The sequence below is a fragment of the Blautia sp. KLE_1732_HM_1032 genome (genome assembly GCF_025147905.1).
Taxonomy (GTDB): Bacteria; Bacillota; Clostridia; order Lachnospirales; family Lachnospiraceae; genus Blautia_A; species Blautia_A fusiformis.
Genome location: NZ_CP102266.1, coordinates 1382827 through 1404801 on the forward strand (window position 1 = coordinate 1382827; position 21975 = coordinate 1404801).

The following is a 21975-nucleotide window of genomic DNA, read 5'->3' on the forward strand; positions in this document are numbered from 1 at the left end:
TATCCGAAATGTTCATGAAAGGGGAATTCTATTATGAAGACAGTACATACAGACAAAGCACCTGCAGCAATCGGACCATACTCCCAGGCTATCATCCATGGAGATACACTTTACACATCCGGTCAGATCCCGGTGGATCCGGCAACTGGAGAGGTAGTTGGCACAACCATCGAGGAGCAGGCTGACCGTGTTATGAAGAATCTCGGAGCAGTTCTGGAAGCTGCCGGTTCCAGCTATGAGAATGCGATCAAGACAGTATGCTTCCTTGCAGATATGAACGATTTTGCGGCATTTAATGAAGTATATGCCAAATATTTCGTAAATAAACCTGCACGTTCCTGTGTTGCAGTCAAGACACTGCCAAAGAACGTTCTCTGCGAGGTAGAAGTGATCGCAGCGATCGGATGATCTGATAAAAAATCCCTGTTGTCTGATTTCAGTCAGACAGCGGGGATTTTTTTTTCGTGGGGATAAAGTATTTTTCTCTGTTTTGGAGCAATCTCTTTTTTTGTGTTTTCAAGCGTTAAAACGGTAATGTTTTTTCTTGTGTAAAGTAGAGCGCTGTAGTATAATAAAACCAGTTTTTTAGGATACGTATAAAAGCTTAATAAGGATGATCGGCAAACCAGATGAAAGTCTGGGACGCAAAGCTATAGGGCCTGTAAAATGGTAGCCAGTTGCATGAAATGAGGTGCACTGTCTGTGAGACGGTGTTTTTTTTATGATGTTATTCGGTTATGAGCAAGTAGCGAAGCGGATTGCGAATATCTGTTTGACAGACAGTGGGGTTGTAGGTCTGGATGCTGCAAAAGAGTTTTTTGGGCAATTAAAGACTTTAAGTGAAGCAGACGCTGAATGGAAATAAGCGGAGGGGAAGGATGCAGAAGAGCAAGAGTACAGAATGAATTGAAAAAGCTTGAAAATGTAATGTAATAATCAGAGCCACTTCCCTTTATTGTGAGTGGCTTTTTATTATGACAATTTTTGTGACAAACAAAAGAAAATAGACGCAACCAGGCGAAACATTGTTTGGCGTAGAAACACCGGAAATCCTTGAAAATAAAGGATTTTTGCTATATGATGAAACAAGTTGAACTCTATCATTGCGTAATAAAAAAAAATCCTGTATAATACCAAACTGTAATATTGTATCATTCAGCGGACAGAGAAATACGCTGTGAATCATTAAAAGAAGTCAGGAGGACATAAGTACATGCGAGTCGATGCGGACGATTTTGCCCGACCTTGCAGCTGCGGGAGGGAGCACCACATAGACGTTAGAGAAATTGTAATTGAATCAGGAGCTATCGGGAAATTGGAAAAGGAAATGTCAGACGGTGATCTGAAAGAATGTATTTCCCCGCTTCTGATCTGTGACACGAACAGTTACAAAGCTACAGAGGAACTGATGGAGGATATCTATGACCGGTGTCAGGTACTGATCCTGGATGCTGAAGGTCTTGAGGCAGATGAGCGTGCCGTGGAGATCGTGGAGAATTATATGGAAGAGGACATCGATCTTGTTCTTGCAGTTGGAGCGGGGACGATCCATGATCTCAGCCGTTTTGTCGCCCATCAGTACCGGATCCCTTTTGTCTCTGTGCCCACCGCAGCCAGTTCAGACGGATTTACTTCCACAGTAGCAGACATGACCTGGAATGGTGTAAAAAAAGTATTTCAGGCATCTGCGCCACTTTTTGTTTTTGCGGATACGGATATTTTTGCTAAGGCGCCTGCAAGGCTTACAGCAGCCGGGGTGTCAGATATTCTGGGAAAATACATTGCGCTGGCAGACTGGAAGATAGCAAGTATTCTTATGGATGAATACTATTGTACAGCGGTGGCAGACCTGGAAACAAAAGCGATCCGGACTGTTAAGGATAATCTGAAAGAAATTGCAGCAGGAGAGAAAGATGCATGTGAGAAGCTGATGTATGCGCTGATCCTTTCCGGACTGGCCATGCAGATGACAGGAAACTCCAGACCGGCATCCGGGGCGGAGCACCATATGGTCCACCTCTGGGATATGGAAGTGGTCAATGGCCACCTGGATGCTCTTCACGGGGAGAAGGTTTCTGCAGCAACCATGTTGGTCCTTCTGGAATATAAAAAGCTTGCAGATGCTATCCGAAGAGGAGCCTGCAGAGTGCATGCCTTTACAGACGGAGACAGAGAACTCCTGCAGGAGACCTTCGGCAGAAAAGGGATTCTTGGAGCACTTGAAAAAGAAAACACTCCGGAACTTCTGGACGATGTAAGCACAGAAACACTTTCCGGTGCACTTCCGGAAATCCTTAAGATCATAGATCTTCTTCCTGCAGTTACAGATATGCAGGAGATGATGAGTATCGTCGGCTGCGTGAGCAGAGTCCGGGATATCGGACTGCCGGGAAAAGCGATCGAGGAGAGTCTCAGACTTGCACCGTATACAAGAAGAAGGCTGAGCCTTCTGAGACTTCGGAAGATGCTCACATACTGAGCAGGAACAGCTCATAAAAGGTTCTTTTGACTTGACATAAATTTCAGGAAAGGCAGTGATGAACGGTTTGATGAGAGTAGGAATGGGATATGATGTACATAAACTGACTGAGGGCAGGAAACTGATCCTTGGTGGTGTTGATATTCCCTGGGAAAAAGGTCTTTTGGGCCATTCGGATGCGGATGTTCTGATCCATGCGATCATGGATGCACTTCTGGGAGCTGCGGCTCTTGGAGATATCGGAAAGCATTTTCCGGATACAGACCCTGCATATAAGGGAATCTCCAGTGTGAAACTTCTGGTGCATGTTGCCGGATTACTGAAGGAGAATGACTATGCGATCGGAAATATCGATGCCACCATCATCGCTCAGAAACCGAAGATGGCACCACATATTCCGACGATGAGAGAAAATATCGCAGAAGCACTTGGGATTAAAATATCACAGCTGAATATCAAGGCGACAACAGAGGAAGGCCTTGGATTTACAGGACAGGGAGAGGGAATCTCCTCACAGGCGATCTGCTCCCTGTACAGAATCGGGAAATTGGAGGAAGAGTAACATGAAGATTTTTAACACACTGACACGCAGAAAAGAGGAATTTGTACCTCTGGAAGAAGGAAAAGTAAAAATGTATGTCTGCGGACCTACGGTATACAATCTGATCCATATCGGAAATGCCCGCCCTATGATCATTTTTGATACGGTGCGCAGATATATGGAATATAAAGGATATGAAGTAAATTATGTATCCAACTTTACCGATGTAGATGACAAGATCATCAAGAAGGCCATTGAAGAGGGCGTTTCCGCAGAGGAAATCTCTACCCGTTATATCAAAGAGTGCAAGAAAGATATGGCAGATATGAATGTAAAACCTGCTACAACTGCACCCCAGGCTACACAGGAGATCCAGGGCATGATCGACATGATCCAGACTCTTATTGATAAAGGATATGCATATCCGGCAGCTGACGGGACCGTTTATTTCCGTGTAAAGAAATTTAAAGAGTATGGCAAGCTTTCTCATAAGAATCTGGATGATCTCCAGTCAGGATTCCGTTCTCTTAAGGTATCCGGTGAGGATCAGAAGGAAGATCCGTTAGACTTCGTGCTTTGGAAACCAAAGAAAGAGGGCGAGCCGTCCTGGCCGTCACCGTGGTGCGACGGACGTCCTGGCTGGCATATTGAGTGTTCTGTTATGTCCAAGAAATATCTCGGAGAAGAGATTGATATCCATGCAGGCGGTGAGGATCTGATCTTCCCGCATCATGAGAATGAGATTGCACAGAGTGAGTGCTGCAATGGTAAGATTTTTGCAAGATACTGGATGCATAATGGTTTCCTGAACATCGACAACCGCAAGATGTCCAAATCTCTCGGAAATTTCCGTACCGTTCGTCAAATCGGTGAACAGTATGATCTTCAGGTTCTCCGTTTCTTTATGCTGAACGCACATTACAGAAGTCCGCTGAACTTCAGCGCAGATCTGATGGAGGCAGCAAAGAACTCTCTGGAGCGTATCCTTGAGGCGGCAGGCAAGCTCAGCGACCGTAAAGACAATGGGGCGGCAGAGAATATTACAGAGGAAGAGCTTGCGCTTCTCAAAGAGGCAGAAGGTTTTGTTACCAAATTTGAAGCTGCCATGGATGATGATTTTAATACTGCAGATGCACTTGCGGCAATTTTTGAGCTTGTAAAATTTGCCAACACAAACGTAGACGAGAACAGCTCAAGGGAGTTTGCCGGTGGTCTTTATGAGGAACTTTTTAAGCTCAGTGATGTGCTGGGACTGAAAATCGAGAAAAAAGAAGAGATTCTTGACAAAGAGATCGAGGATCTGATCCAGGAACGCCAGGCTGCAAGAAAGGCAAAGGATTTCAAGAGAGCAGATGAGATCCGAGATGAGCTCCTGAAAAAAGGTATCATCCTTAAAGATACAAGAGAAGGTGTGAAATGGCAGAGAGCTTAAAGAAACTGAAAGAGCTGTTTGATCTGAAAGACGCAGACCTTCGGACCTATTCGCCGCTGACGCTGGCCTATATCGGGGATGGTGTTTATGAGCTGGTGATCCGTACTATTCTTGTGAAAAAAGCGAATTGTCCGGTAAATCGTCTCCACAAAAAAGCCAGCAGCCTTGTAAAAGCATCTGCACAGTCGGGTATGATGGAGATCCTCGAACCACTTTTGACAGAAGAAGAAAAAAGTGTATATCGAAGAGGAAGGAATGCGCATTCCGCTACCATGGCCAAACATGCCACCATGGCGGATTACCGGCGTGCCACAGGGTTTGAGGCGCTGATGGGATATCTTTACCTGAAAGAGGATTTTTCAAGGATACTGGAACTGGTCCATGCAGGACTTGAGAAGGAGGAAATTTAAATTGACTGAAATGATAGAAGGAAGAAATGCGGTCCTTGAGGCATTTCGTTCCGGTAAATGTGTTGATAAACTGTTTATTCTGGATGGCTGTCAGGACGGACCGGTCCGCACCATCGCAAGAGAAGCCAGAAAACATGATACCATTGTAAAATTTGTTCCAAAGGAACGATTGGATTCCATGAGCGAGACAGGTGCACATCAGGGTGTGATCGCACAGGTTGCGGCTTATGATTATTCTACAGTGGAAGATATCCTGAAAAAAGCAGAAGATAAAGGAGAGCCTCCGTTTATCATTCTTCTTGATAATATTGAGGATCCTCATAATCTGGGAGCTATCATCCGTACCGCAAATCTCGCAGGTGCTCATGGTGTGATCATTCCCAAACACAGAGCAGTAGGACTGACTGCTACGGTTGCCAAGACGTCGGCAGGCGCACTGAATTATACACCGGTTGCCAAGGTTGCTAATCTGGGACAGACTATTGATGAACTGAAAGAAAAAGGCATCTGGTTCGTATGTGCAGATATGGACGGAGAGGTGATGTACCGTCAGAATCTGACAGGACCTATTGGCCTTGTGATCGGAAATGAGGGAAATGGTGTAAGCCGCCTTGTAAAAGAGAAATGTGATTTTACTACCGCGATCCCGATGAAGGGGGATATCGATTCCCTTAACGCTTCTGTAGCAGCAGGGGTGCTTGCTTTTGAAATCGTGAGACAGAGACTGTCAAAATAAATACATCAAATACAGCCATAGCTGTTCGGAGAAAAAATGTGCCGATATAATGAGATGACGGATGAAGCTCTTATCGAAAGACTTCGTGCAGGGGAATCTGCAATTGCAGATTATCTGATGGAAAAGTATAAAGGTCTGGTCAGAAAAAAGGCCCGTGCCATGTTTCTGATAGGTGGGGACACAGATGATCTGATACAGGAGGGGATGATCGGACTGTTTAAGGCAGTCCGTGATTACCAGCCAGACAGGGAGTCGTCTTTTCAGTCTTTTGCAAATATATGTATTGACAGACAGATATATACTGCAATTAAAAGTTCAAACCGCCAGAAACATCAGCCACTGAACACTTATGTGTCTTTAAGCGACGGAGAGGCGGAGGAAAACTTCAGAGATTCCTGTGTGGAGCATGATAATCCGGAATCGATCCTGATCGACCGGGAAAATGTGGCGGCTCTTGAAAATGAAATGAAAAAGAGCCTGAGCCCTCTGGAAAACAGGGTACTGCAGTTGTATCTGGATGGAAATGGATATATGGATATTGCCCGGATCCTTGGAAAAACACCGAAATCCATTGATAATGCACTGCAGAGGATCCGTGGGAAAATTAAAAGCTATTTTTGAGAAGAGTAAATACCTCTTTCCTTTTGAATATAAAAGTATTAAAATAATATTCATAAGGAGCAGAATAAGAAAGGAGACCAAATTATGGCAAAGATCAATAAATATTGGGGACTTGTTGCAGTAGGAGCGCTTACCGCTGCCGCAGCAGGAGCTATCGCAGCACTTGTATCCAGACGATCCGTATGCGAAGAAGACTTTGAGGATGATTTCGAAGATCTTGATGATTTCAAGGATGACGAGAAGAAGGAAGAAAAAGAAGAGAAAGAAGTCTTCCAGGACTGGGACAAGACTGCATCTGAGACTGTAGAAGTTTCCAAAGAGGCAGAGGATGCTGAAGAGGCACCAACAGAAGCAGAAGAGGAAACACCTGCAGATGCTGAATCGGAGGCCGAAGCGGAAGAAGAGACAGAAGCAGAAGAGACAAAGACAGAAGAGTAAAAAGAGAATCCTGCGTGCTGTGTCTGTGAGCGACAGCACACAGGATTTTTTGTGCTATAATCATGAAAATATGAATTTTTAAAAAAATAAAAATAATGTATTGACAATATGACAATCATCTGATAATATAAACAACTGTGAGCGGCACAAACGTCGCGAAACAAGCTGCTGTGGCTCAGTCGGTAGAGCGTCGCCTTGGTAAGGCGGAGGTCACGGGTTCGATTCCCGTCAGCAGCTTTTTTTGTGTCTAAAAACAGACAATTTTTTGTTTAGATACAGGTTTTGCGGGTTTCAAAAACTCCGGATTTATGATAAGATAAAACATCAGGATGATATTTAGGAGGGAAAGCAATGGAGAACGAAACAGTTTCCAAAAACTTTATTGAAAATATTATAGACAAAGATCTTGAAGAAGGCGTTTATGACACCGTGCATACACGTTTCCCACCGGAACCTAACGGCTATCTTCATATCGGACATGCAAAATCCATTCTTTTAAATTATGGATTGGCTCAGAAATACAACGGAAAATTCAATCTCCGTTTTGATGATACCAACCCTACAAAGGAGAAATCCGAATTTGTAGAGTCCATCAAGGCTGACGTGAAATGGCTTGGTGCAGACTGGGAAGACAGACTTTTCTTTGCATCTGATTATTTTGATCAGATGTATGAGGCAGCAGTGAAGCTTATTAAGAAAGGCAAGGCCTTTGTCTGCGACCTGACTGCAGACCAGATCCGTGAGTACCGAGGAACTCTTACAGAGCCAGGTAAAGAGAGCCCGTACAGAAACCGTACTGTAGAAGAGAATCTTCAGCTTTTTGAAGAGATGCGTGAGGGCAAATACGGAGATGGCGAGAAGGTTCTCCGTGCCAAGATCGATATGGCATCACCGAATATGAACATGCGTGACCCGGTCATTTACCGTGTAGCCCGCATGACACATCACAATACAGGAGATAAATGGTGCATCTATCCGATGTACGACTTCGCTCATCCGATCGAGGATGCCATTGAGGGTGTGACACATTCTATCTGTACTCTGGAGTTTGAGGACCACAGACCGCTTTATGACTGGGTGGTAAAGGAACTGGAATATCCGCACCCACCGAAGCAGATCGAGTTTGCAAAGCTGTACCTGACTAACGTTGTTACAGGTAAACGTTATATCAAGAAGCTTGTTGAGGACGGCATCGTAGATGGATGGGATGATCCGAGACTAGTATCCATCGCCGCACTTCGCCGCCGTGGATTTACACCGGAGTCTATCCGTAAATTTGTAGAACTCTGTGGTGTTTCAAAGGCGAACAGTTCTGTAGATTATGCAATGCTCGAGTACTGCATCCGTGAGGACCTGAAGCTGAAACGTCCGCGTATGATGGCGATCCTTGATCCGATCAAGCTCGTGATCGATAACTATCCGGAAGGACAGGTTGAGTATCTTGAAGCTCCGAATAATATGGAGAATGAGGAGCTTGGAACCAGAAAGATCCCGTTCAGTGGAGAACTTTATATTGAACGTGATGATTTTATGGCAGAGCCTCCTAAGAAATACAAACGTCTCTATATTGGAAATGAAGTTCGTCTTATGAATGCATATTTTGTAACCTGCACAGGTTATGAGGCAGATGACGACGGAACGATCCGTGTAGTCCACTGTACCTATGACCCGGAGACCAAGGGCGGAAATGCACCGGACGGACGTAAGGTAAAAGGAACGATCCACTGGGTGGAAGCATCCAATGCAGGTAAAGTTGAGGTAAGACTTTACGAGAATATCGTAGATGAAGAAAAAGGTGTTTACAATAAAGAAGATGGTTCTCTTAATGTAAATCCGAATTCTCTTACAGTAACAAGTGCTTATGTAGAGCCGGAGCTTCTGAAAGCAAAAGGTTATGACAGCTATCAGTTTGTACGTAACGGTTTCTTCTGCGCAGATATCCATGACTCCAGGGAGGGAGCACCGGTATTTAACCGCATTGTATCTCTGAAGAGCTCTTTCAAATTACCGAAAGCATAAAAACTGTCAAAAAGAATATGAAACATATGACAGCAGTACACCGTGAACAGGTATCAGGGTGTACTGCTTGTTTTGTTTTATCGTCATCAGGAATAAATGGATAAGTACAAAATGCTCCTGCAACGATTTCGGTTGCGCCCATTTACAGAAACGGTTATACTGATAACACAGGAAAGAGAGGAATTACACATGAAGAAAATCGTGCTTGCTTCCGCATCTCCCAGGAGGCGGGAACTTTTAAGCCAGGTAGGAGTCGCCTTTGAAGTGAAGCCTGCCAGCGGGGAAGAACGGATCACCAGTGCAGAGCCTGCGAAAGTGGTGGAGGAACTTTCTCGTCAGAAAGCTATGTTTACGGCATACGCGCTGGAGGAAGAGGAGAACCGAGATCTGAGAGATGTGGTTGTGATCGGTGCAGATACCGTTGTATCTTATGAGGGTAAGATTTTAGGTAAACCCGCAGATGAGACAGCTGCAATAGAGATGCTCGCTATGCTGCAGGGGAATACACATCAGGTATATACCGGTGTAACTTTGCTGATAAGAGAAAAAGGGAGATGGAAAGTTCATACCTTCCATGAGTGCACAGATGTGAGCTTTTATCCGGTGACAGAGGAAGAAATAAAGGAATATGTAAACAGCAAAGACCCAATGGACAAAGCCGGAAGCTATGGAATCCAGGGCGCCTGGGGAGCCTATGTGAAGGGAATCCGTGGTGATTATAACAACGTGGTGGGACTGCCTGTGGCAAGACTGATCTATGAGACAAAAAAACTGGGAATGAACCTGAGAGGATGAAAGACAAAATGATAAAAGCTTGTATATTTGATCTGGATGGAACAATTGCGGATACACTGGAATCTATGGCATATGTGGCGAATGAGATCATGGAAAAGTTTTCCCTGAAACCACAGCCGGCAGATAATTTTCGTTATTACAGCGGTGAAGGTGCAGATATGCTGATCAGAAGATGCCTGATCGATGCAGGAGATCCGGAGCTGGTACACTACGAAGAAGTCAGGGAACTTTATCGCAGGAAATTTGATGAAGATCCGTTGTATAAAGTTGTGCCATATAAAGATATGCCGGAAACCCTTCAGAAGCTGAAACATACAGGCCTTAAGATGGCTGTATGCTCCAATAAGCCTCATGTTGCGGCGCAGAAAGTGGTAAAGGCGATCTATGGCGATCTGTTTGATGAGGTGATGGGACAGCAGGAAGGAATCCGCAGAAAGCCGGCGCCGGATGGTCCGCTGAAGATTGCAGAAGATTTCGGCGTAAAGCCGGAAGAATGTATGTATATCGGAGATACAAAGACAGATATGCAGACAGGAAGTGCTGCCGGAATGTATACCGTTGGTGCACTATGGGGATTCCGTGACAGAGAAGAGCTTGAAAATAACGGTGCAGATATTGTAGCAGCTGTACCTGGTGATCTGTTTACTATTTATGAGGAGAAGCAGCATGATTAAGATGGTTGCCAGTGATCTGGATGGAACGCTGCTTATCGGTGGAAGACAGACGCTGCCGGAAGAGATTTTTCCGCTGGTAAAGGAACTGAAAAAAATGGGAATCCTCTTTGTGGCAGCCAGTGGCAGACAGTATGCCAATATGAGGAATCTTTTTGCGCCGGTAAAGGACGAGATGGCATTTATCAGTGAAAATGGCGGGCTTGCTGTCCAGAATGAGAAGCTTCTGTACTGCGACAGCTTTGACAAAGAACTGGTCAGAGAGATCATTCAGGCAATATGGGAAAAGCCCGGAGCGGAATTTTCCTGTTCTACAAAGGATTTTTATTATATCATGCCCAAGACAGAACATTATCGCCATCTGATGATCGAAGAAGTAAAAAATCAGTGTAAGATCATAAAGAGTTTTGATGAGATCACAGAGCCTTGTATGAAGGTTGCAGTTTATGAGAGAGAAGGAATGACGGAGGAATCCATCCGGTACTGGAGAGAACGGTTCAAAGACAGATGTACTGTTGTGACATCCGGATTTGCGTGGGTGGATTTTGTTCCATTTACCACGAACAAAGCAAAAGGGATCCGTAAATACCAGGAACTTTTGGGAATCGGACCGGATGAATGCATAGCGTTCGGGGATGAATACAATGATATTGAAATGATGAAATCTGTAAAATACAGCTTTGCCATGAAGCATGCGAAGCCAGGGGTAAAGGCGGCGGCTTTCTACGAGACAGAGAAGGTGGAACCAGTACTTCGCAGACTGATCGCGGCGGGCGGAGATATAAAGGAGGTACTTTAATATGTACAAGAAAGAATATGTCCAGACATTTCTGGAAAAACAGGGTCAGCTTTTTGATGAGCCGGTAGCAGAGGATTTTGAGGAGGCAGAGGAATTTCTAGAGGATTGCATGGCAGTTGTGCTGGATTCCCTGAAGGATGTTAAAAAATATCTGGATGGAATGGGCGCAGATGTGGAGGGGATTTCCCTGAAGGAGCTGGAAGAAGAAAGTGAAGTATTCAAACTCCCGGACGGAAAATATATGATCGTAGAAGGCTGACGGAAAGCAGGGATTACACCTCTGAAAATTAAATATGATAAACTTGCATCAGCAAAAAGAAAGCCCTGCGTAGAAAGGGTAAATGTGGGGAAAATAAAATGATGTAAAGGAGGATGGGATATGAAAAAAAGCAGAGTGCTGGCAGTCGTCATGGCTGTGCTTATGATGGTAACGCTGCTTCCATCGATGGTATTTGCCACTGCAGCTCCATCGGGAACTCTTGATGGAAAGCTGAAGGTCAAAGGAACACTTGCGATCGGGTCTACCTTAAGTGCAGATTACTCAAAGGTCAAGCCGGAGGGGATCACAGATGATAATGTGAGTTTTTCCTGGTCATTAAAGGACGGAGACCTTCTTACAGAGGTAGGAACTGATAAGACTTATAAAATCGATGAAAAAGATCTGGGTCTTCCGATCGTTCTGAAGATCACCGGAAAAGAAGAGACGGGAGTCAGTGGTGAGCTTACGGTGACGACCCAGGAGGTTTCCGAAACAGAGGAGGAAGCCAAAGCAGTAGGAGAAGATCCGGATGCGGAGGAAAGTGAAGCTTCGGCAGATTCGGAGTCTTCAGAGAACACGCCGGATACAGAAGCTGGAACGTCAGAGGAGCCTGATAGTGCTCAGCCTGAGGAAACCATAGAGCCGGCAGAAGAAACGGAGTCTGCGGATGTGCAGGAGAATACAGATGTACAGGAAAATACAGATGCACAGGAACCTGCAGATACCCAGGAGCCTGCTGAAAACTCTGTTATAGAAGTAAACGGAGAACAGTCAGGGCCTCAGAATACCGATGAGGCAGATACATCTGGAGATAGTCAGACAGAGACACCGGATTCCGCAGGTACAGCAGCAGACGCTTCCGAAAAAAATGAGGAACCGACATATTCGGCATCTGCATACACGGAAGATGGAAGTGGAATTCTGGATTTTGGTTCCGTGGAAGAGGGATATACGGAAATTCCGGAAGCACAGATGGTTACTATCACAAATAACGGAACCGGAGATCTCAATTTTAAAGAGATTGCCCCGGAGAATTTCATGGCTGCGGATATTAACGATGCGCCATTAAAGAGTGGTGAAAGTGTTGCTGTGTGGGTAAAACCACGAGAAGGTCTGAAGGCTGGAGAATACAAAGATCTGATCACGTATCAGACAGAAGAAGGTGCCGATGTCTTCTTTGAAGCGGACTTTACAGTAAAAGAACCGGAAAATAAAAAAGCCGAAGATCATGAAAATAATGAGCAGACAGATCCCGGGGAAACATCGGACCCTGCAGCGGAAAAAATATACAAGCTAACTGCGGATCCGACAGAACTGCCTTTTGATGATCTGACTGCCGGTTATGAAAAGGTAGAAACAACAAGTACAGTCACGATCAAAAACGAAGGTACAGAAGCTGTGACGTTAGTACAGCCTGAGTCGGAGTTTTTTGATATTGCGCCGGTCAGTGAAGTGGAGAGTAGCGGAAATATCCAGTTGGCGCAGGGAGGAGAGCAGACCTTTACCGTACAGCCTAAGCTTGGACTCTCTGCAAAAGATGATCCATACGTGGAAGAGCTTGTATTTGCTTCTGATGAAAGCACGGAAGCATCTGCTACAGTGACGGCTTCGGTTATGGTAAAGACAGAAACACCAAAAACAGTTACTGCAACAGTGAAACCGGAAGGTCCTCTGAAGTTTGGAACACTGGAACAGGGCTATGAGACTGCGCCGGATGCACAGCCTGTAACCGTAGAGAATACAGGTACAGAGGCTATCCGGATCCAGCTTTCTGCTCCGGAGGATTATGAGGTGGGAGAGCCTTCTGCGGAAGTGCTCAATCCCGGAGATAAGGCGGCAACCTTTACCGTACAGCCCAAGACCGGTCTTCAGGCCGGAGATCACAGCGATACGATTTCTGTGACAGATCAGAATACCGGAAACACACTGGCTGAAGTCCGGCTGGAATTTACAGTTTCGGAGCCGGAACCGGAACCCAATCCCGGTCTTTCGGTAACAGATAGTCTGGAGTTTGGAACCAAAGAGGAAGGCTATAAGGAACTTCCTGATGCGAAGAAAGTTACAGTTACCAACACCGGAAATACAAAGATCGTTCTGAAACAGCCTTCATCAAATGCATATACAATTGGTACACTTTCCGCCACAGAGCTGGAAGCAGGAGATAATGCAACCTTTAGCGTACAGCCGGTCAGCGGACTTTCACAGGGGGAATATCTGGAAGACATTGTGATCGCCAATGATGCAAATGTGGAAGCTTATGTAAATGTCCATTTCAGCGTTACAAAGAAAAAAACAGATAACGGTAAGAAGGCGAATAACCTTACAGGCATCAAAAAGCCATCCGATATCAAAGATCTACCCAATGGAACCCAGAAAACCCAGAAAGCCCTGAAGCTTCCGGGAACAGTAAAGATCACTACAACAAAGGGAGAGCAGAAGGCATCTGTTAAATGGGATGTTAAGGGATCTTCTTATGATCCGTCTTCTGCAGAACGTCAGATATTTAATGTAAAAGGTACCGTCATTCTTCCGGAGGGGGTTAAGAATCCCAACAAGATCAGTACAGTGATCGCAGTAAGTATTACAGTAAATGGATATCAGGGCACGGAAGCCGCTGCATCGGACAATAAGATCACAGGCATTGATTCCAATGGCAAGTATGATACCAATACAAAGATCACCTTTACAGCAGCTGGTGCAGGAATGGATAATACAAACCCGCGTAAGGGAGATACCAGATATCAGCCGAAGAGCTGGAAGATCACAGAGACCCGTACCTGGGATGGAGAGCCTTATACTGCAACATTCCGTGTCAGCAAGCCGGGAAAATATACTCTGAAAGTTACCTTTGGACAGCAGAAATACGACGGCTCCAGCTGGAAGGATACCGGTACACAGTCAGAAAGTACGGTTACTTTTACGGTATCACAGGCAGCAGTTCTTACTGCGACTCCGAGTCCGGCAGTGACACAGACAAATCAGAAATCTGCAGTGCAGACGGGAGACAGTACACCGATCATGACATTTGTGATCATTTTGATCGTGGCTGTGGTATGTATTGGAGGAATCCTTGTATATCGTAGAAAGAAAAAATAAGAACAGAATGTAGAAGATAGTTTTACAGCACCCTCCGTACAAAAAATGTACGGAGGGATTTTTTTGCACATAGAGATCCGTTTTATATGCTGTTACTAGCACTCTATAATGATGAGTGCTAAATTTTTCTTGACTTTTGTAAAAAGTCGTATTAGTATATATTTATTGAAAAAAACAACAGGTTTCCGGCTCTGTCGGAACATCAGAAATAAAAATAAAAACAAAAGGAGAGTGACATATATGTCAGCAAAACATGGAAGTTTATCAATCAACAGTGAAAATATTTTTCCGATTATCAAGAAATGGTTATATTCCGACCATGATATTTTTGTAAGAGAGATGATCTCCAACGGATGCGATGCGATCACCAAACTGAGAAAGCTGGAAGTTATGGGAGATTATACATTCCCGGAAGGTTACAAACCGGCTGTAAATGTTATCGTTGATCCGGATCAGAAAACTTTGAAGTTTATCGATAACGGTATTGGTATGACAGCAGATGAAGTAGAGGAATATATCACACAGATCGCTTTTTCCGGTGCCACAGAGTTTCTTGAGAAATATAAGGATAAAACAACGGATGATCAGATGATCGGTCATTTCGGACTTGGATTTTATTCTGCATTTATGGTTGCAGATGAAGTTCATATCGATACTCTCTCTTACAAGGAGGGTTCCACACCGGTACATTGGACCTGTGACGGTGGTACGGAGTATGAGATGGCAGACGGAAACAAAACAGAACCGGGAACAGAGATCACTCTTTTCCTCAATGAGGAAAGCCTGGAGTTTGCCAATGAATATCGTATGAGAGAGGTTATTGAGAAATACTGTTCTTTCATGCCGGTAAATATCTATCTTTCCAAAGCAAATGCTGAACAGGAGTATGAAACCATCGATGAGGCAGATCTCCGTGAAGATGATGTGGTAGTTGAGCATATTCATGAGGATGCCAAGACAGAGGAAAAGGAGAATGATAAAGGCGAGAAAGAAGTTGTGGAAGTTTCTCCTGCCAAAGATAAAGTAAAGATCAATAAACGGCCGGTATCCTTAAGCGATACACAGCCGCTCTGGATGAAACACCCAAATGAGTGCACGGATGAAGAGTATAAAGAATTTTACCGTAAGGTATTTATGGATTACAAGGAACCGCTGTTCTGGATCCATCTGAACATGGACTATCCGTTCAACCTGAAGGGTATCCTGTATTTCCCGAAGATCAGGACAGAGTATGATTCCATTGAGGGAACCATCAAGCTTTATAATAATCAGGTATTTATTGCAGATAACATCAAAGAGGTGATCCCGGAATTCCTTCTTCTTCTGAAAGGCGTGATCGACTGTCCGGATCTTCCACTGAATGTTTCCCGTTCTGCACTGCAGAATGATGGTTTTGTGAAAAAGATTTCTGAATACATCACCAAGAAAGTAGCAGATAAGCTCACCGGAATGTGCAAGACAGACAGAGAGTCTTATGAGAAGTACTGGGATGATATCAGCCCGTTTATCAAATTTGGATGCATCAAGGATGCGAAATTTGGTGAGAAGATGAATGATTATATCCTCTTTAAGAATCTGGATGGCAAATATCTTACCCTGAAAGACTGCATTGAGGAAAATAAAAAAGAAGAAACAAAAGCAGCTGAAGAGGAGAAGACAGAGGAGAAAGCTTCTGAAGGATCCCAGAATGAGGAACCGGAAAAAACGGTGATCTATTATGTGACCGATGAGGTACAGCAGAGCCAGTACATTAATATGTTCCGTGAAGCGGGTAAAGATGCTGTACTGCTGAAGCATGTGATCGATTCACAGTTTATTTCCCATCTTGAACAGCAGGATCAGACGATCCAGTTCAAGAGAATTGATGCAGATCTGACAGAAGAGCTTCGTGAAGACGGAGAAGCGGATGAAACAACAGTCAAGACACTTACTGAGGTGTTCCGTAAGAATCTTGGCAAGGATAAACTTGAAGTAAAAGTAGAGAAGCTGAAAAATGAGGGAACTGCAGCGATGATCACTCTTCCTGAGGAGAGCCGCCGTATGCAGGATATGATGAAAATGTACAATATGTACGGAATGGATCCGAATATGTTCGGTGGTCAGGAAGTACTTGTACTGAACGCAAATCATCCTCTTGTAAGATTTATAGCAGAAAATCAGGGATCAGAGTATGTTCCGGTGATCTGTGAACAGCTTTATGATCTTGCAATGATGAGCCATAAACAGCTTTCTCCTGAAGAAATGACAAAATTTGTAAAGAGAAGCAACGATATCCTTATGGTCCTTACAAAATAAAACGACATATAAAATGATCGAAAGGCTTTGCCCGTAATGGGGCGAAGCCTTTGCTTTTTTTATAACAATATGTGTATCTTTAACACAATTATAGGAATTTTAAATAAAATAATAGATATTAAATAAAAATAACCTGTAAAATATGACTAAAAATTTAAATTAGTATCTAATATGTATAAAATAAATTTTCAGAAGAAAGCGAAAAATATAGATAACTGTCGTATTATACATAAGGGAGTGCTTTTGAAAAGAGAAAAAAATGAAATGGAGGAACAAATGTATGAAAAAGGTGTATGGATTGATCAGAAGACTTGGTGCAAATTCGAAATACAAAGGATATTTTTTCGTTGCGGAAGCGGTAAAGATTTCCATGGGGGATCAGTATAAACCATTGCGGATCACAAAGGATATTTATCCATACCTGGCGCGGAAGTACAGATCAACACCTACCAATATTGAGCATGATATCAGAACAATGGTAAATGTGTGTTGGGAAGGAAATAAAAAACTGCTGGATGAGATTGCAGGATATCCTCTAGAATACAAGCCTACCAACAGTGAATTTATTGATATGCTTGCGTATTATCTGAGGGAAATAGAAGAAGAGAATTGACTATAGCCTTTCAAAAAGAATCTGATTCCTGGACAGAAAGCTCAGGATCATATCATCCCAGAGCTGCTCTGGGCGTTTATCCATAGAGAATGTTTTAAGAGACGTTCCGGTAGTACAAAGAAGGCTGTTATTTTTAAATTGAAGATTTAAGAATAGTCCGTCTATCTGTTCGGAGGAAATTCCGAAATCTGTATTTCTCATTGCAGCTTCAACTCCACTCCGACTTAAATGCAGCACGATCCTGAAGCTTAAGGGCGTACGCTTACCGCGGATCACAGACCAGCAGAAAGGTCTGATGTCCTTCCAGAGAGAATGTGTCCGGCCGTGCTCTGTGAGTCTGTTCATGCTGTCTGTATCAAAAAAATCTTTCTGAAGCCTGCCATCAATGGTAAAAGTATTAAAAGTAGTCACAGTCGCTTCGGACAGACAGAATTTGTCAAATACTTCTCCTATAAAAAGTTTGTTTGTGAAATCCCGGATATCTGTAATCTTTAATGCAAGCATGCCGCACTTCCTTTCTTTTATGTGATCGCGTGTAGACATTATATCTCAGATAAAGAAAAAAGGACAGACTTTTTAAAAAACTCTTTTCAAATATCTGTTTATGTGATACGATAGATGTGGTATTGAATACTACATATAATGGAAAAGAGGACGATATAATTGAGCTATAAGATTGCGATAGATAGCTGTGGGGAGCTTTTAGATGAATGGAAAAATGACGGCAGGATTGAATCCATACCACTGACGCTGACGGTGGGCGGTGAGAATATTATAGATGATGAGAATTTCGATCAGAAAGATTTTTTAAAGAAGGTTGCGGCCTGCCCGGAATGCCCCAAGTCTGCATGCCCTTCTCCGGAACGCTATATGAAGGCATATGAGTGTGATGCGGAACACATTTATGCGGTGACGCTATCGGCAGAATTGAGTGGTTCCTATAACAGTGCGATTCTTGGAAAAAACCTGTTCCTGGAAGAGCAGCCGGAGAAAAAGGTTCATGTATTTAATTCCAAATCTGCATCCGGTGGTCAGAGTCTGATTGCCATGAAGATCGTGGAGTGTGAAGAAAAGGGACTTTCTTTTGAAGAAGTAGTAAGTGAAGTAGAGAAATATATTGAAGAGATGAACACATTTTTTGTGTTGGAGAATCTGGAAACTCTGCGCAAGAACGGACGTTTGGGCAGAGTGAAAGCTCTGGTGGCCAGTGCACTGAAGATCAAGCCGGTTATGGGAGCTACTCCGGAAGGAACGATCTGTCAGCTGGATCAGGCCAGAGGCATGAATAAAGCAATCGTAAAAATGGTGGATCACATTGGAGAGAAGGGGATCAACATCCCGGAAAAGACAGTTGCCATCACTCATTGCAACTGTCCGGAAAGAGCGAAGATGCTGGAGGAGGCTATCCGTGAGAAACTGCACCCAGCAAAGATCGTAGTTATGGATACTGCCGGTGTCAGCAGTATGTATGCCAACGATGGTGGCGTTATCGTAGCAGTCTGATCAGAGAAAATCTCCAGTTCAGAAAATTATCACATTTCTTCAGGGAGTTGCCGCTTTTCTTTTGAAAACAAGTGTGCTATAATGAACGAAGTACTGAAGCGGCAAAGGAGAAAGACAATGAGCCAGAAGAAAGTTGACAAATATAAAAACAGCAAATACTCGCGAAACAGTGCCCTGAAGAAGGAACGCGCAGAATTTGTACTTGAGATGGCGGCATGGATCCTCATCGCGGTTCTGCTTGTGGGATGGATCGGATATTCCGCATACGCCAAGATTCAGGTGAAGGAAGCCAGCGTGAAGGTGGATACTGTGATGGATACTTCTGCATTGACAGATTATATTTCCGGATTATCTTCAGACAGTGCGGAATAGAAAACACATATGAAATGATGGGTTCCCGGGATGTGTTGAAGCATCCCGGGGATTTTTATATATAGGATAAATATAATGCAATAAAAAACGGGTCTGCCATAAAGCAGCCCCGTTTTGACTTATACGTTTTTTATGGTTATAGAATTATAACTTTGTAACGTTAGCAGCCTGCATTCCGCGAGCGCCCTCTGTTAAGTCGTAGGATACAGCCTGTCCTTCTTCAAGAGATTTGAAGCCTTCACCGTTGATAGCGGAGAAGTGTACGAATACATCCTGTCCGTCCTCACCTGTGATAAAACCATAACCTTTTTCTGCGTTGAACCATTTTACAGTTCCCTTGTTCATTTTGTGTTACCTCCATAAAAATAAAAAAAATTAAAATAGCCTTCTGATGATAATAAAAAATCACCAGATTTTACAGACTATATTCATGTAAATATAATCTCTAAAAACTAGTGATTTTACATTAAATATTTTGCCATGCTCTGATTATATAACCCGTGTTTTGAAATGTCAAGGAGAAAATTCCAACAATTCCGGGGTGTAAAAGGGGGCGAAATTGCTTTGTAAAAAAAATCTTTATAAATAGAGAGATTTCGTGTATGATATAGGAGAATACAAGCGGATTGAAGGATCTGCTTTGAAAATACAGGATGAGAGGAGAACAGAAATGGGGATTCTGATTCGAGGAGGCCGGATCGTGGATGCGGCTACAGATACGGATAAAACAGGCGATATTTATCTGGAAGACGGAATCATTGCGGAAATAGGCCAGAAGCTGAAAAAGAAAGACGGCGACCGTGTGATTGATGCGAAAGGAAAGCTGGTCATGCCGGGAATTATCGACCTTCATGTCCATTTTCGTGATCCGGGCCAGACACATAAGGAAGATATCAAGAGTGGTGCTGCTGCGGCAGCACGTGGTGGTGTGACAACTGTAGTTGCTATGCCAAATACAACTCCCACTATTGATAATCCGGACCGGGTAAACTATGTACATAACAAGGCGGCGCAGGTTTCCGGTATTCATGTACTTCAGGCAGGTGCAGCCACCATGGGAGAAAAAGGTACTGAACTTGCAGATATTGCCGGAATGGTGAAAGCAGGGATTCCGGCAGTGTCCGAGGATGGTAAATCTGTGATGAATACAGCGCTTTGTAAAGAAGCAATGAGGATCGCGGCAGAATGTGGCGTGCCGTTTTTTGACCATTGTGAAGATATCGATCTGCGTGGAGATGGATGCATGAATGAGGATGAGAACGCCAAAAGACTGGGGCTTCCCGGAATCTGCAATGCAGTGGAAGATACCATTACAGCCAGAGATATCATTCTGGCGCTGGAGACAGGAGTCCATCTTCATCTCTGCCACTGTTCCACTTATGGGGATGCTCAGATGATGAAGATCGTAAAAGAGAAAGGATACGACAATATCACAGCTGAAGTATGCCCGCACCATTTTATCCTTTCATCCGATGATATTAAAACAGATGACCCGAATTACAAGATGAATCCGCCGCTCCGTACACCGAAGGATGTGGAAGCGCTGAAACAGGGCCTGAAGGACGGTACCATCGAGGTGATCAGCACGGACCATGCACCGCACAGTGCACAGGAAAAAACAGGTTCTATGAAGAATGCACCATTTGGGATCGTAGGTCTGGAAACAAGCCTTCCGCTCACCTATACAGAGCTGGTGGAAAAAGATGTGATCACACTGAAACAGATGGTTGAGAAGATGTGCCTGAACCCGGCGAAAATCCTCGGGCTTGACAGAGGAACTCTCCAGAAAGGCCATCCGGCAGATGTGATCATCGTGGATACGGAGCAGGAGTATGCTATCGATAAAAATAAATTTGTTTCCAAAGGACATAACACACCGTTTGATGGCTGGAAAGTAAAGGGAAAAGTGCTTTATACCATCTGTGACGGAAAAATTGTATTTAAAAACTAGGAGGAGAAAGAATCATGATTAACAAACTGATCAGCAATATCCGCAAAACAAATGCACCAATCGTTGTAGGACTGGATCCTATGCTGAATTATATTCCGGAGCATATCCAGAAAAAGGCTTTTGCAGAGTTTGGGGAGACTCTGGAGGGCGCTGCAGAAGCAATCTGGCAGTATAACAAAGGAATCGTGGATGCGACCTTTGATCTGATCCCGGCAGTGAAACCACAGATCGCCATGTATGAGCAGTTTGGTATCCCGGGACTGATCGCATACAAGAAAACGGTTGAGTATTGTAAATCCAAAGATCTGGTTGTGATCGGTGATATCAAAAGAGGTGATATCGGTTCCACATCTGCAGCATATGCAGTTGGTCACTTGGGACAGGTTCAGGTAGGCTCAAAAAAATATGCAGGTTTTGATGAGGATTTTGCAACAGTCAATCCATACCTTGGTTCTGATGGTGTGAAACCCTTTATGGATGTATGCAAGGAAGAGAAAAAGGGTATCTTTGTTCTGGTCAAAACTTCCAATCCATCAAGTGGTGAGTTCCAGGATCGTGTCATCGACGGTCGCCCGCTCTATGAGCTGGTAGGTGAGAAGGTTGCACAGTGGGGCGATGAGCTTATGGGTGATGGATATAGTTATGTTGGTGCTGTTGTAGGTGCGACCTATCCGGAAATGGGAAAGGTATTAAGAAAGATCATGCCGAAGACATTTATCCTTGTTCCCGGATATGGTGCTCAGGGTGGAAAAGGCGCAGATCTTGTCCATTTCTTTAATGAGGACGGACTTGGTGCTATCGTAAACTCTTCCAGAGGAATCATCGCTGCATATAAGCAGGAGAAATATAAAGAGTTTGGCGCTGAAAATTACGCAGATGCTTCCAGAGCGGCAGTAAAAGATATGATCGCGGATATCAGCGGTGCGCTGGAGAACAGATAATACA

At 43.9% G+C, this 21975-nt stretch carries 23 protein-coding genes, 1 tRNA gene and 1 riboswitch; of the genes, 22 read left to right on the top strand and 2 right to left on the bottom strand.

Annotated elements, in window-relative coordinates; all coding sequences use genetic code 11:
* Window positions 1–33 precede the first annotated feature (33 nt).
* The 18 genes from NQ489_RS06565 (at window position 34) to NQ489_RS06650 (ending at window position 17204) form a co-directional block, all read left to right on the top strand.
* Window positions 34–408, top strand: a complete 375-nt coding sequence (locus tag NQ489_RS06565; protein WP_015525839.1) for a RidA family protein — start codon at window positions 34–36, stop codon at window positions 406–408.
* Between the two features lie 201 nt (window positions 409–609).
* A riboswitch (cyclic di-GMP riboswitch) is annotated at window positions 610–685 on the top strand.
* Between the two features lie 36 nt (window positions 686–721).
* Complete coding sequence (locus tag NQ489_RS06570) at window positions 722–865, top strand: hypothetical protein (protein ID WP_015525840.1); 144 nt, start codon at window positions 722–724, stop codon at window positions 863–865.
* Between the two features lie 450 nt (window positions 866–1315).
* The gene (locus NQ489_RS06575; protein WP_235812323.1) at window positions 1316–2479 is read left to right on the top strand and encodes a sn-glycerol-1-phosphate dehydrogenase; all 1164 of its coding nucleotides are present in this window, start codon (window positions 1316–1318) and stop codon (window positions 2477–2479) included.
* 70 nt (window positions 2480–2549) lie between these two features.
* Window positions 2550–3041, top strand: a complete 492-nt coding sequence (gene ispF / locus NQ489_RS06580; protein ID WP_044961210.1) for a 2-C-methyl-D-erythritol 2,4-cyclodiphosphate synthase — start codon at window positions 2550–2552, stop codon at window positions 3039–3041.
* A gap of 1 nt (window position 3042) precedes the next feature.
* Window positions 3043–4452 (top strand): cysteine--tRNA ligase, encoded by a 1410-nt coding sequence (gene cysS / locus NQ489_RS06585; protein ID WP_021650981.1) that lies wholly within the window; start codon window positions 3043–3045, stop codon window positions 4450–4452.
* Window positions 4437–4862: a Mini-ribonuclease 3 gene (locus NQ489_RS06590; RefSeq protein WP_021650980.1), complete on the top strand. Its 426-nt coding sequence runs from the start codon at window positions 4437–4439 to the stop codon at window positions 4860–4862. Before cysS ends, NQ489_RS06590 begins: the two co-directional genes overlap by 16 nt.
* 10 nt (window positions 4863–4872) lie before the next feature.
* Window positions 4873–5598, top strand: coding sequence for a 23S rRNA (guanosine(2251)-2'-O)-methyltransferase RlmB (gene rlmB, locus NQ489_RS06595; RefSeq protein ID WP_227573913.1), 726 nt, complete (start codon window positions 4873–4875; stop codon window positions 5596–5598).
* Window positions 5599–5634: 36 nt separating this feature from the next.
* Window positions 5635–6219 carry an RNA polymerase sporulation sigma factor SigH gene (gene sigH, locus NQ489_RS06600; RefSeq protein ID WP_022426224.1) on the top strand — a complete coding sequence of 195 codons (585 nt, stop codon included), beginning with the start codon at window positions 5635–5637 and terminating at the stop codon, window positions 6217–6219.
* A gap of 84 nt (window positions 6220–6303) precedes the next feature.
* Window positions 6304–6657 (top strand): hypothetical protein, encoded by a 354-nt coding sequence (locus NQ489_RS06605; protein WP_021650977.1) that lies wholly within the window; start codon window positions 6304–6306, stop codon window positions 6655–6657.
* A gap of 164 nt (window positions 6658–6821) precedes the next feature.
* Window positions 6822–6894: transfer RNA gene (locus NQ489_RS06610), tRNA-Thr, on the top strand.
* A gap of 114 nt (window positions 6895–7008) precedes the next feature.
* Window positions 7009–8676, top strand: coding sequence for a glutamine--tRNA ligase/YqeY domain fusion protein (locus NQ489_RS06615; protein WP_015525883.1), 1668 nt, complete (start codon window positions 7009–7011; stop codon window positions 8674–8676).
* Window positions 8677–8865: 189 nt separating this feature from the next.
* Entirely contained in the window at window positions 8866–9471 is a 606-nt protein-coding gene (locus NQ489_RS06620) for a Maf family protein (RefSeq protein ID WP_044961172.1), read from the top strand.
* Between the two features lie 8 nt (window positions 9472–9479).
* A complete protein-coding gene (locus NQ489_RS06625; RefSeq protein ID WP_044961208.1) occupies window positions 9480–10145 on the top strand; it encodes an HAD family hydrolase in 666 nt (221 codons plus the stop codon).
* Window positions 10138–10941 carry a Cof-type HAD-IIB family hydrolase gene (locus NQ489_RS06630; RefSeq protein WP_021650974.1) on the top strand — a complete coding sequence of 268 codons (804 nt, stop codon included), beginning with the start codon at window positions 10138–10140 and terminating at the stop codon, window positions 10939–10941. Before NQ489_RS06625 ends, NQ489_RS06630 begins: the two co-directional genes overlap by 8 nt.
* 1 nt (window position 10942) lies before the next feature.
* Window positions 10943–11200 (top strand): hypothetical protein, encoded by a 258-nt coding sequence (locus NQ489_RS06635; RefSeq protein WP_015525887.1) that lies wholly within the window; start codon window positions 10943–10945, stop codon window positions 11198–11200.
* A gap of 120 nt (window positions 11201–11320) precedes the next feature.
* Complete coding sequence (locus tag NQ489_RS06640) at window positions 11321–14296, top strand: LPXTG cell wall anchor domain-containing protein (protein WP_021650973.1); 2976 nt, start codon at window positions 11321–11323, stop codon at window positions 14294–14296.
* A gap of 240 nt (window positions 14297–14536) precedes the next feature.
* On the top strand, window positions 14537–16591 hold the full coding sequence (gene htpG, locus NQ489_RS06645; RefSeq protein WP_044961170.1) for a molecular chaperone HtpG: 2055 nt from the start codon (window positions 14537–14539) through the stop codon (window positions 16589–16591).
* A 280-nt stretch (window positions 16592–16871) separates the two neighbouring features.
* On the top strand, window positions 16872–17204 hold the full coding sequence (locus tag NQ489_RS06650; RefSeq protein WP_044961168.1) for a sporulation initiation factor Spo0A C-terminal domain-containing protein: 333 nt from the start codon (window positions 16872–16874) through the stop codon (window positions 17202–17204).
* Here the strand turns inward: NQ489_RS06650 and NQ489_RS06655 are convergent, their stop codons facing one another.
* A complete protein-coding gene (locus NQ489_RS06655; protein ID WP_022426217.1) occupies window positions 17205–17708 on the bottom strand; it encodes a DUF5721 family protein in 504 nt (167 codons plus the stop codon).
* A gap of 159 nt (window positions 17709–17867) precedes the next feature.
* Here NQ489_RS06655 and NQ489_RS06660 point away from each other — a divergent pair, with 159 nt between their 5' ends.
* Window positions 17868–18707 (top strand): DegV family protein, encoded by an 840-nt coding sequence (locus NQ489_RS06660; RefSeq protein ID WP_021650968.1) that lies wholly within the window; start codon window positions 17868–17870, stop codon window positions 18705–18707.
* Between the two features lie 117 nt (window positions 18708–18824).
* Window positions 18825–19079, top strand: a complete 255-nt coding sequence (locus NQ489_RS06665; RefSeq protein WP_044961166.1) for a hypothetical protein — start codon at window positions 18825–18827, stop codon at window positions 19077–19079.
* A 144-nt stretch (window positions 19080–19223) separates the two neighbouring features.
* Here the strand turns inward: NQ489_RS06665 and NQ489_RS06670 are convergent, their stop codons facing one another.
* Window positions 19224–19424: a cold-shock protein gene (locus tag NQ489_RS06670; RefSeq protein WP_015525894.1), complete on the bottom strand. Its 201-nt coding sequence runs from the start codon at window positions 19422–19424 to the stop codon at window positions 19224–19226.
* A 325-nt stretch (window positions 19425–19749) separates the two neighbouring features.
* On the opposite strand from NQ489_RS06670, the gene NQ489_RS06675 reads away from it, so the two are divergent.
* On the top strand, window positions 19750–21030 hold the full coding sequence (locus NQ489_RS06675; protein WP_044961165.1) for a dihydroorotase: 1281 nt from the start codon (window positions 19750–19752) through the stop codon (window positions 21028–21030).
* 14 nt (window positions 21031–21044) lie between these two features.
* Window positions 21045–21971, top strand: coding sequence for an orotidine-5'-phosphate decarboxylase (pyrF, locus tag NQ489_RS06680; RefSeq protein WP_021650965.1), 927 nt, complete (start codon window positions 21045–21047; stop codon window positions 21969–21971).
* The last annotated feature ends 4 nt before the right edge of the window (window positions 21972–21975 follow it).

Coding starts and splice junctions, on each gene's coding strand:
- NQ489_RS06565 (WP_015525839.1), top strand. CDS start 34: ATGAAGACAGTACATACAGACAAAGCACCTGCAGCAATCGGACCATAC.
- NQ489_RS06570 (WP_015525840.1), top strand. CDS start 722: ATGATGTTATTCGGTTATGAGCAAGTAGCGAAGCGGATTGCGAATATC.
- ispF (WP_044961210.1), top strand. CDS start 2,550: ATGAGAGTAGGAATGGGATATGATGTACATAAACTGACTGAGGGCAGG.
- cysS (WP_021650981.1), top strand. CDS start 3,043: ATGAAGATTTTTAACACACTGACACGCAGAAAAGAGGAATTTGTACCT.
- NQ489_RS06590 (WP_021650980.1), top strand. CDS start 4,437: ATGGCAGAGAGCTTAAAGAAACTGAAAGAGCTGTTTGATCTGAAAGAC.
- rlmB (WP_227573913.1), top strand. CDS start 4,873: ATGATAGAAGGAAGAAATGCGGTCCTTGAGGCATTTCGTTCCGGTAAA.
- sigH (WP_022426224.1), top strand. CDS start 5,635: ATGTGCCGATATAATGAGATGACGGATGAAGCTCTTATCGAAAGACTT.
- NQ489_RS06605 (WP_021650977.1), top strand. CDS start 6,304: ATGGCAAAGATCAATAAATATTGGGGACTTGTTGCAGTAGGAGCGCTT.
- NQ489_RS06615 (WP_015525883.1), top strand. CDS start 7,009: ATGGAGAACGAAACAGTTTCCAAAAACTTTATTGAAAATATTATAGAC.
- NQ489_RS06620 (WP_044961172.1), top strand. CDS start 8,866: ATGAAGAAAATCGTGCTTGCTTCCGCATCTCCCAGGAGGCGGGAACTT.
- NQ489_RS06625 (WP_044961208.1), top strand. CDS start 9,480: ATGATAAAAGCTTGTATATTTGATCTGGATGGAACAATTGCGGATACA.
- NQ489_RS06630 (WP_021650974.1), top strand. CDS start 10,138: ATGATTAAGATGGTTGCCAGTGATCTGGATGGAACGCTGCTTATCGGT.
- NQ489_RS06635 (WP_015525887.1), top strand. CDS start 10,943: ATGTACAAGAAAGAATATGTCCAGACATTTCTGGAAAAACAGGGTCAG.
- NQ489_RS06640 (WP_021650973.1), top strand. CDS start 11,321: ATGAAAAAAAGCAGAGTGCTGGCAGTCGTCATGGCTGTGCTTATGATG.
- htpG (WP_044961170.1), top strand. CDS start 14,537: ATGTCAGCAAAACATGGAAGTTTATCAATCAACAGTGAAAATATTTTT.
- NQ489_RS06650 (WP_044961168.1), top strand. CDS start 16,872: ATGAAAAAGGTGTATGGATTGATCAGAAGACTTGGTGCAAATTCGAAA.
- NQ489_RS06655 (WP_022426217.1), bottom strand. CDS start 17,708: ATGCTTGCATTAAAGATTACAGATATCCGGGATTTCACAAACAAACTT.
- NQ489_RS06665 (WP_044961166.1), top strand. CDS start 18,825: ATGAGCCAGAAGAAAGTTGACAAATATAAAAACAGCAAATACTCGCGA.
- NQ489_RS06670 (WP_015525894.1), bottom strand. CDS start 19,424: ATGAACAAGGGAACTGTAAAATGGTTCAACGCAGAAAAAGGTTATGGT.
- NQ489_RS06675 (WP_044961165.1), top strand. CDS start 19,750: ATGGGGATTCTGATTCGAGGAGGCCGGATCGTGGATGCGGCTACAGAT.
- pyrF (WP_021650965.1), top strand. CDS start 21,045: ATGATTAACAAACTGATCAGCAATATCCGCAAAACAAATGCACCAATC.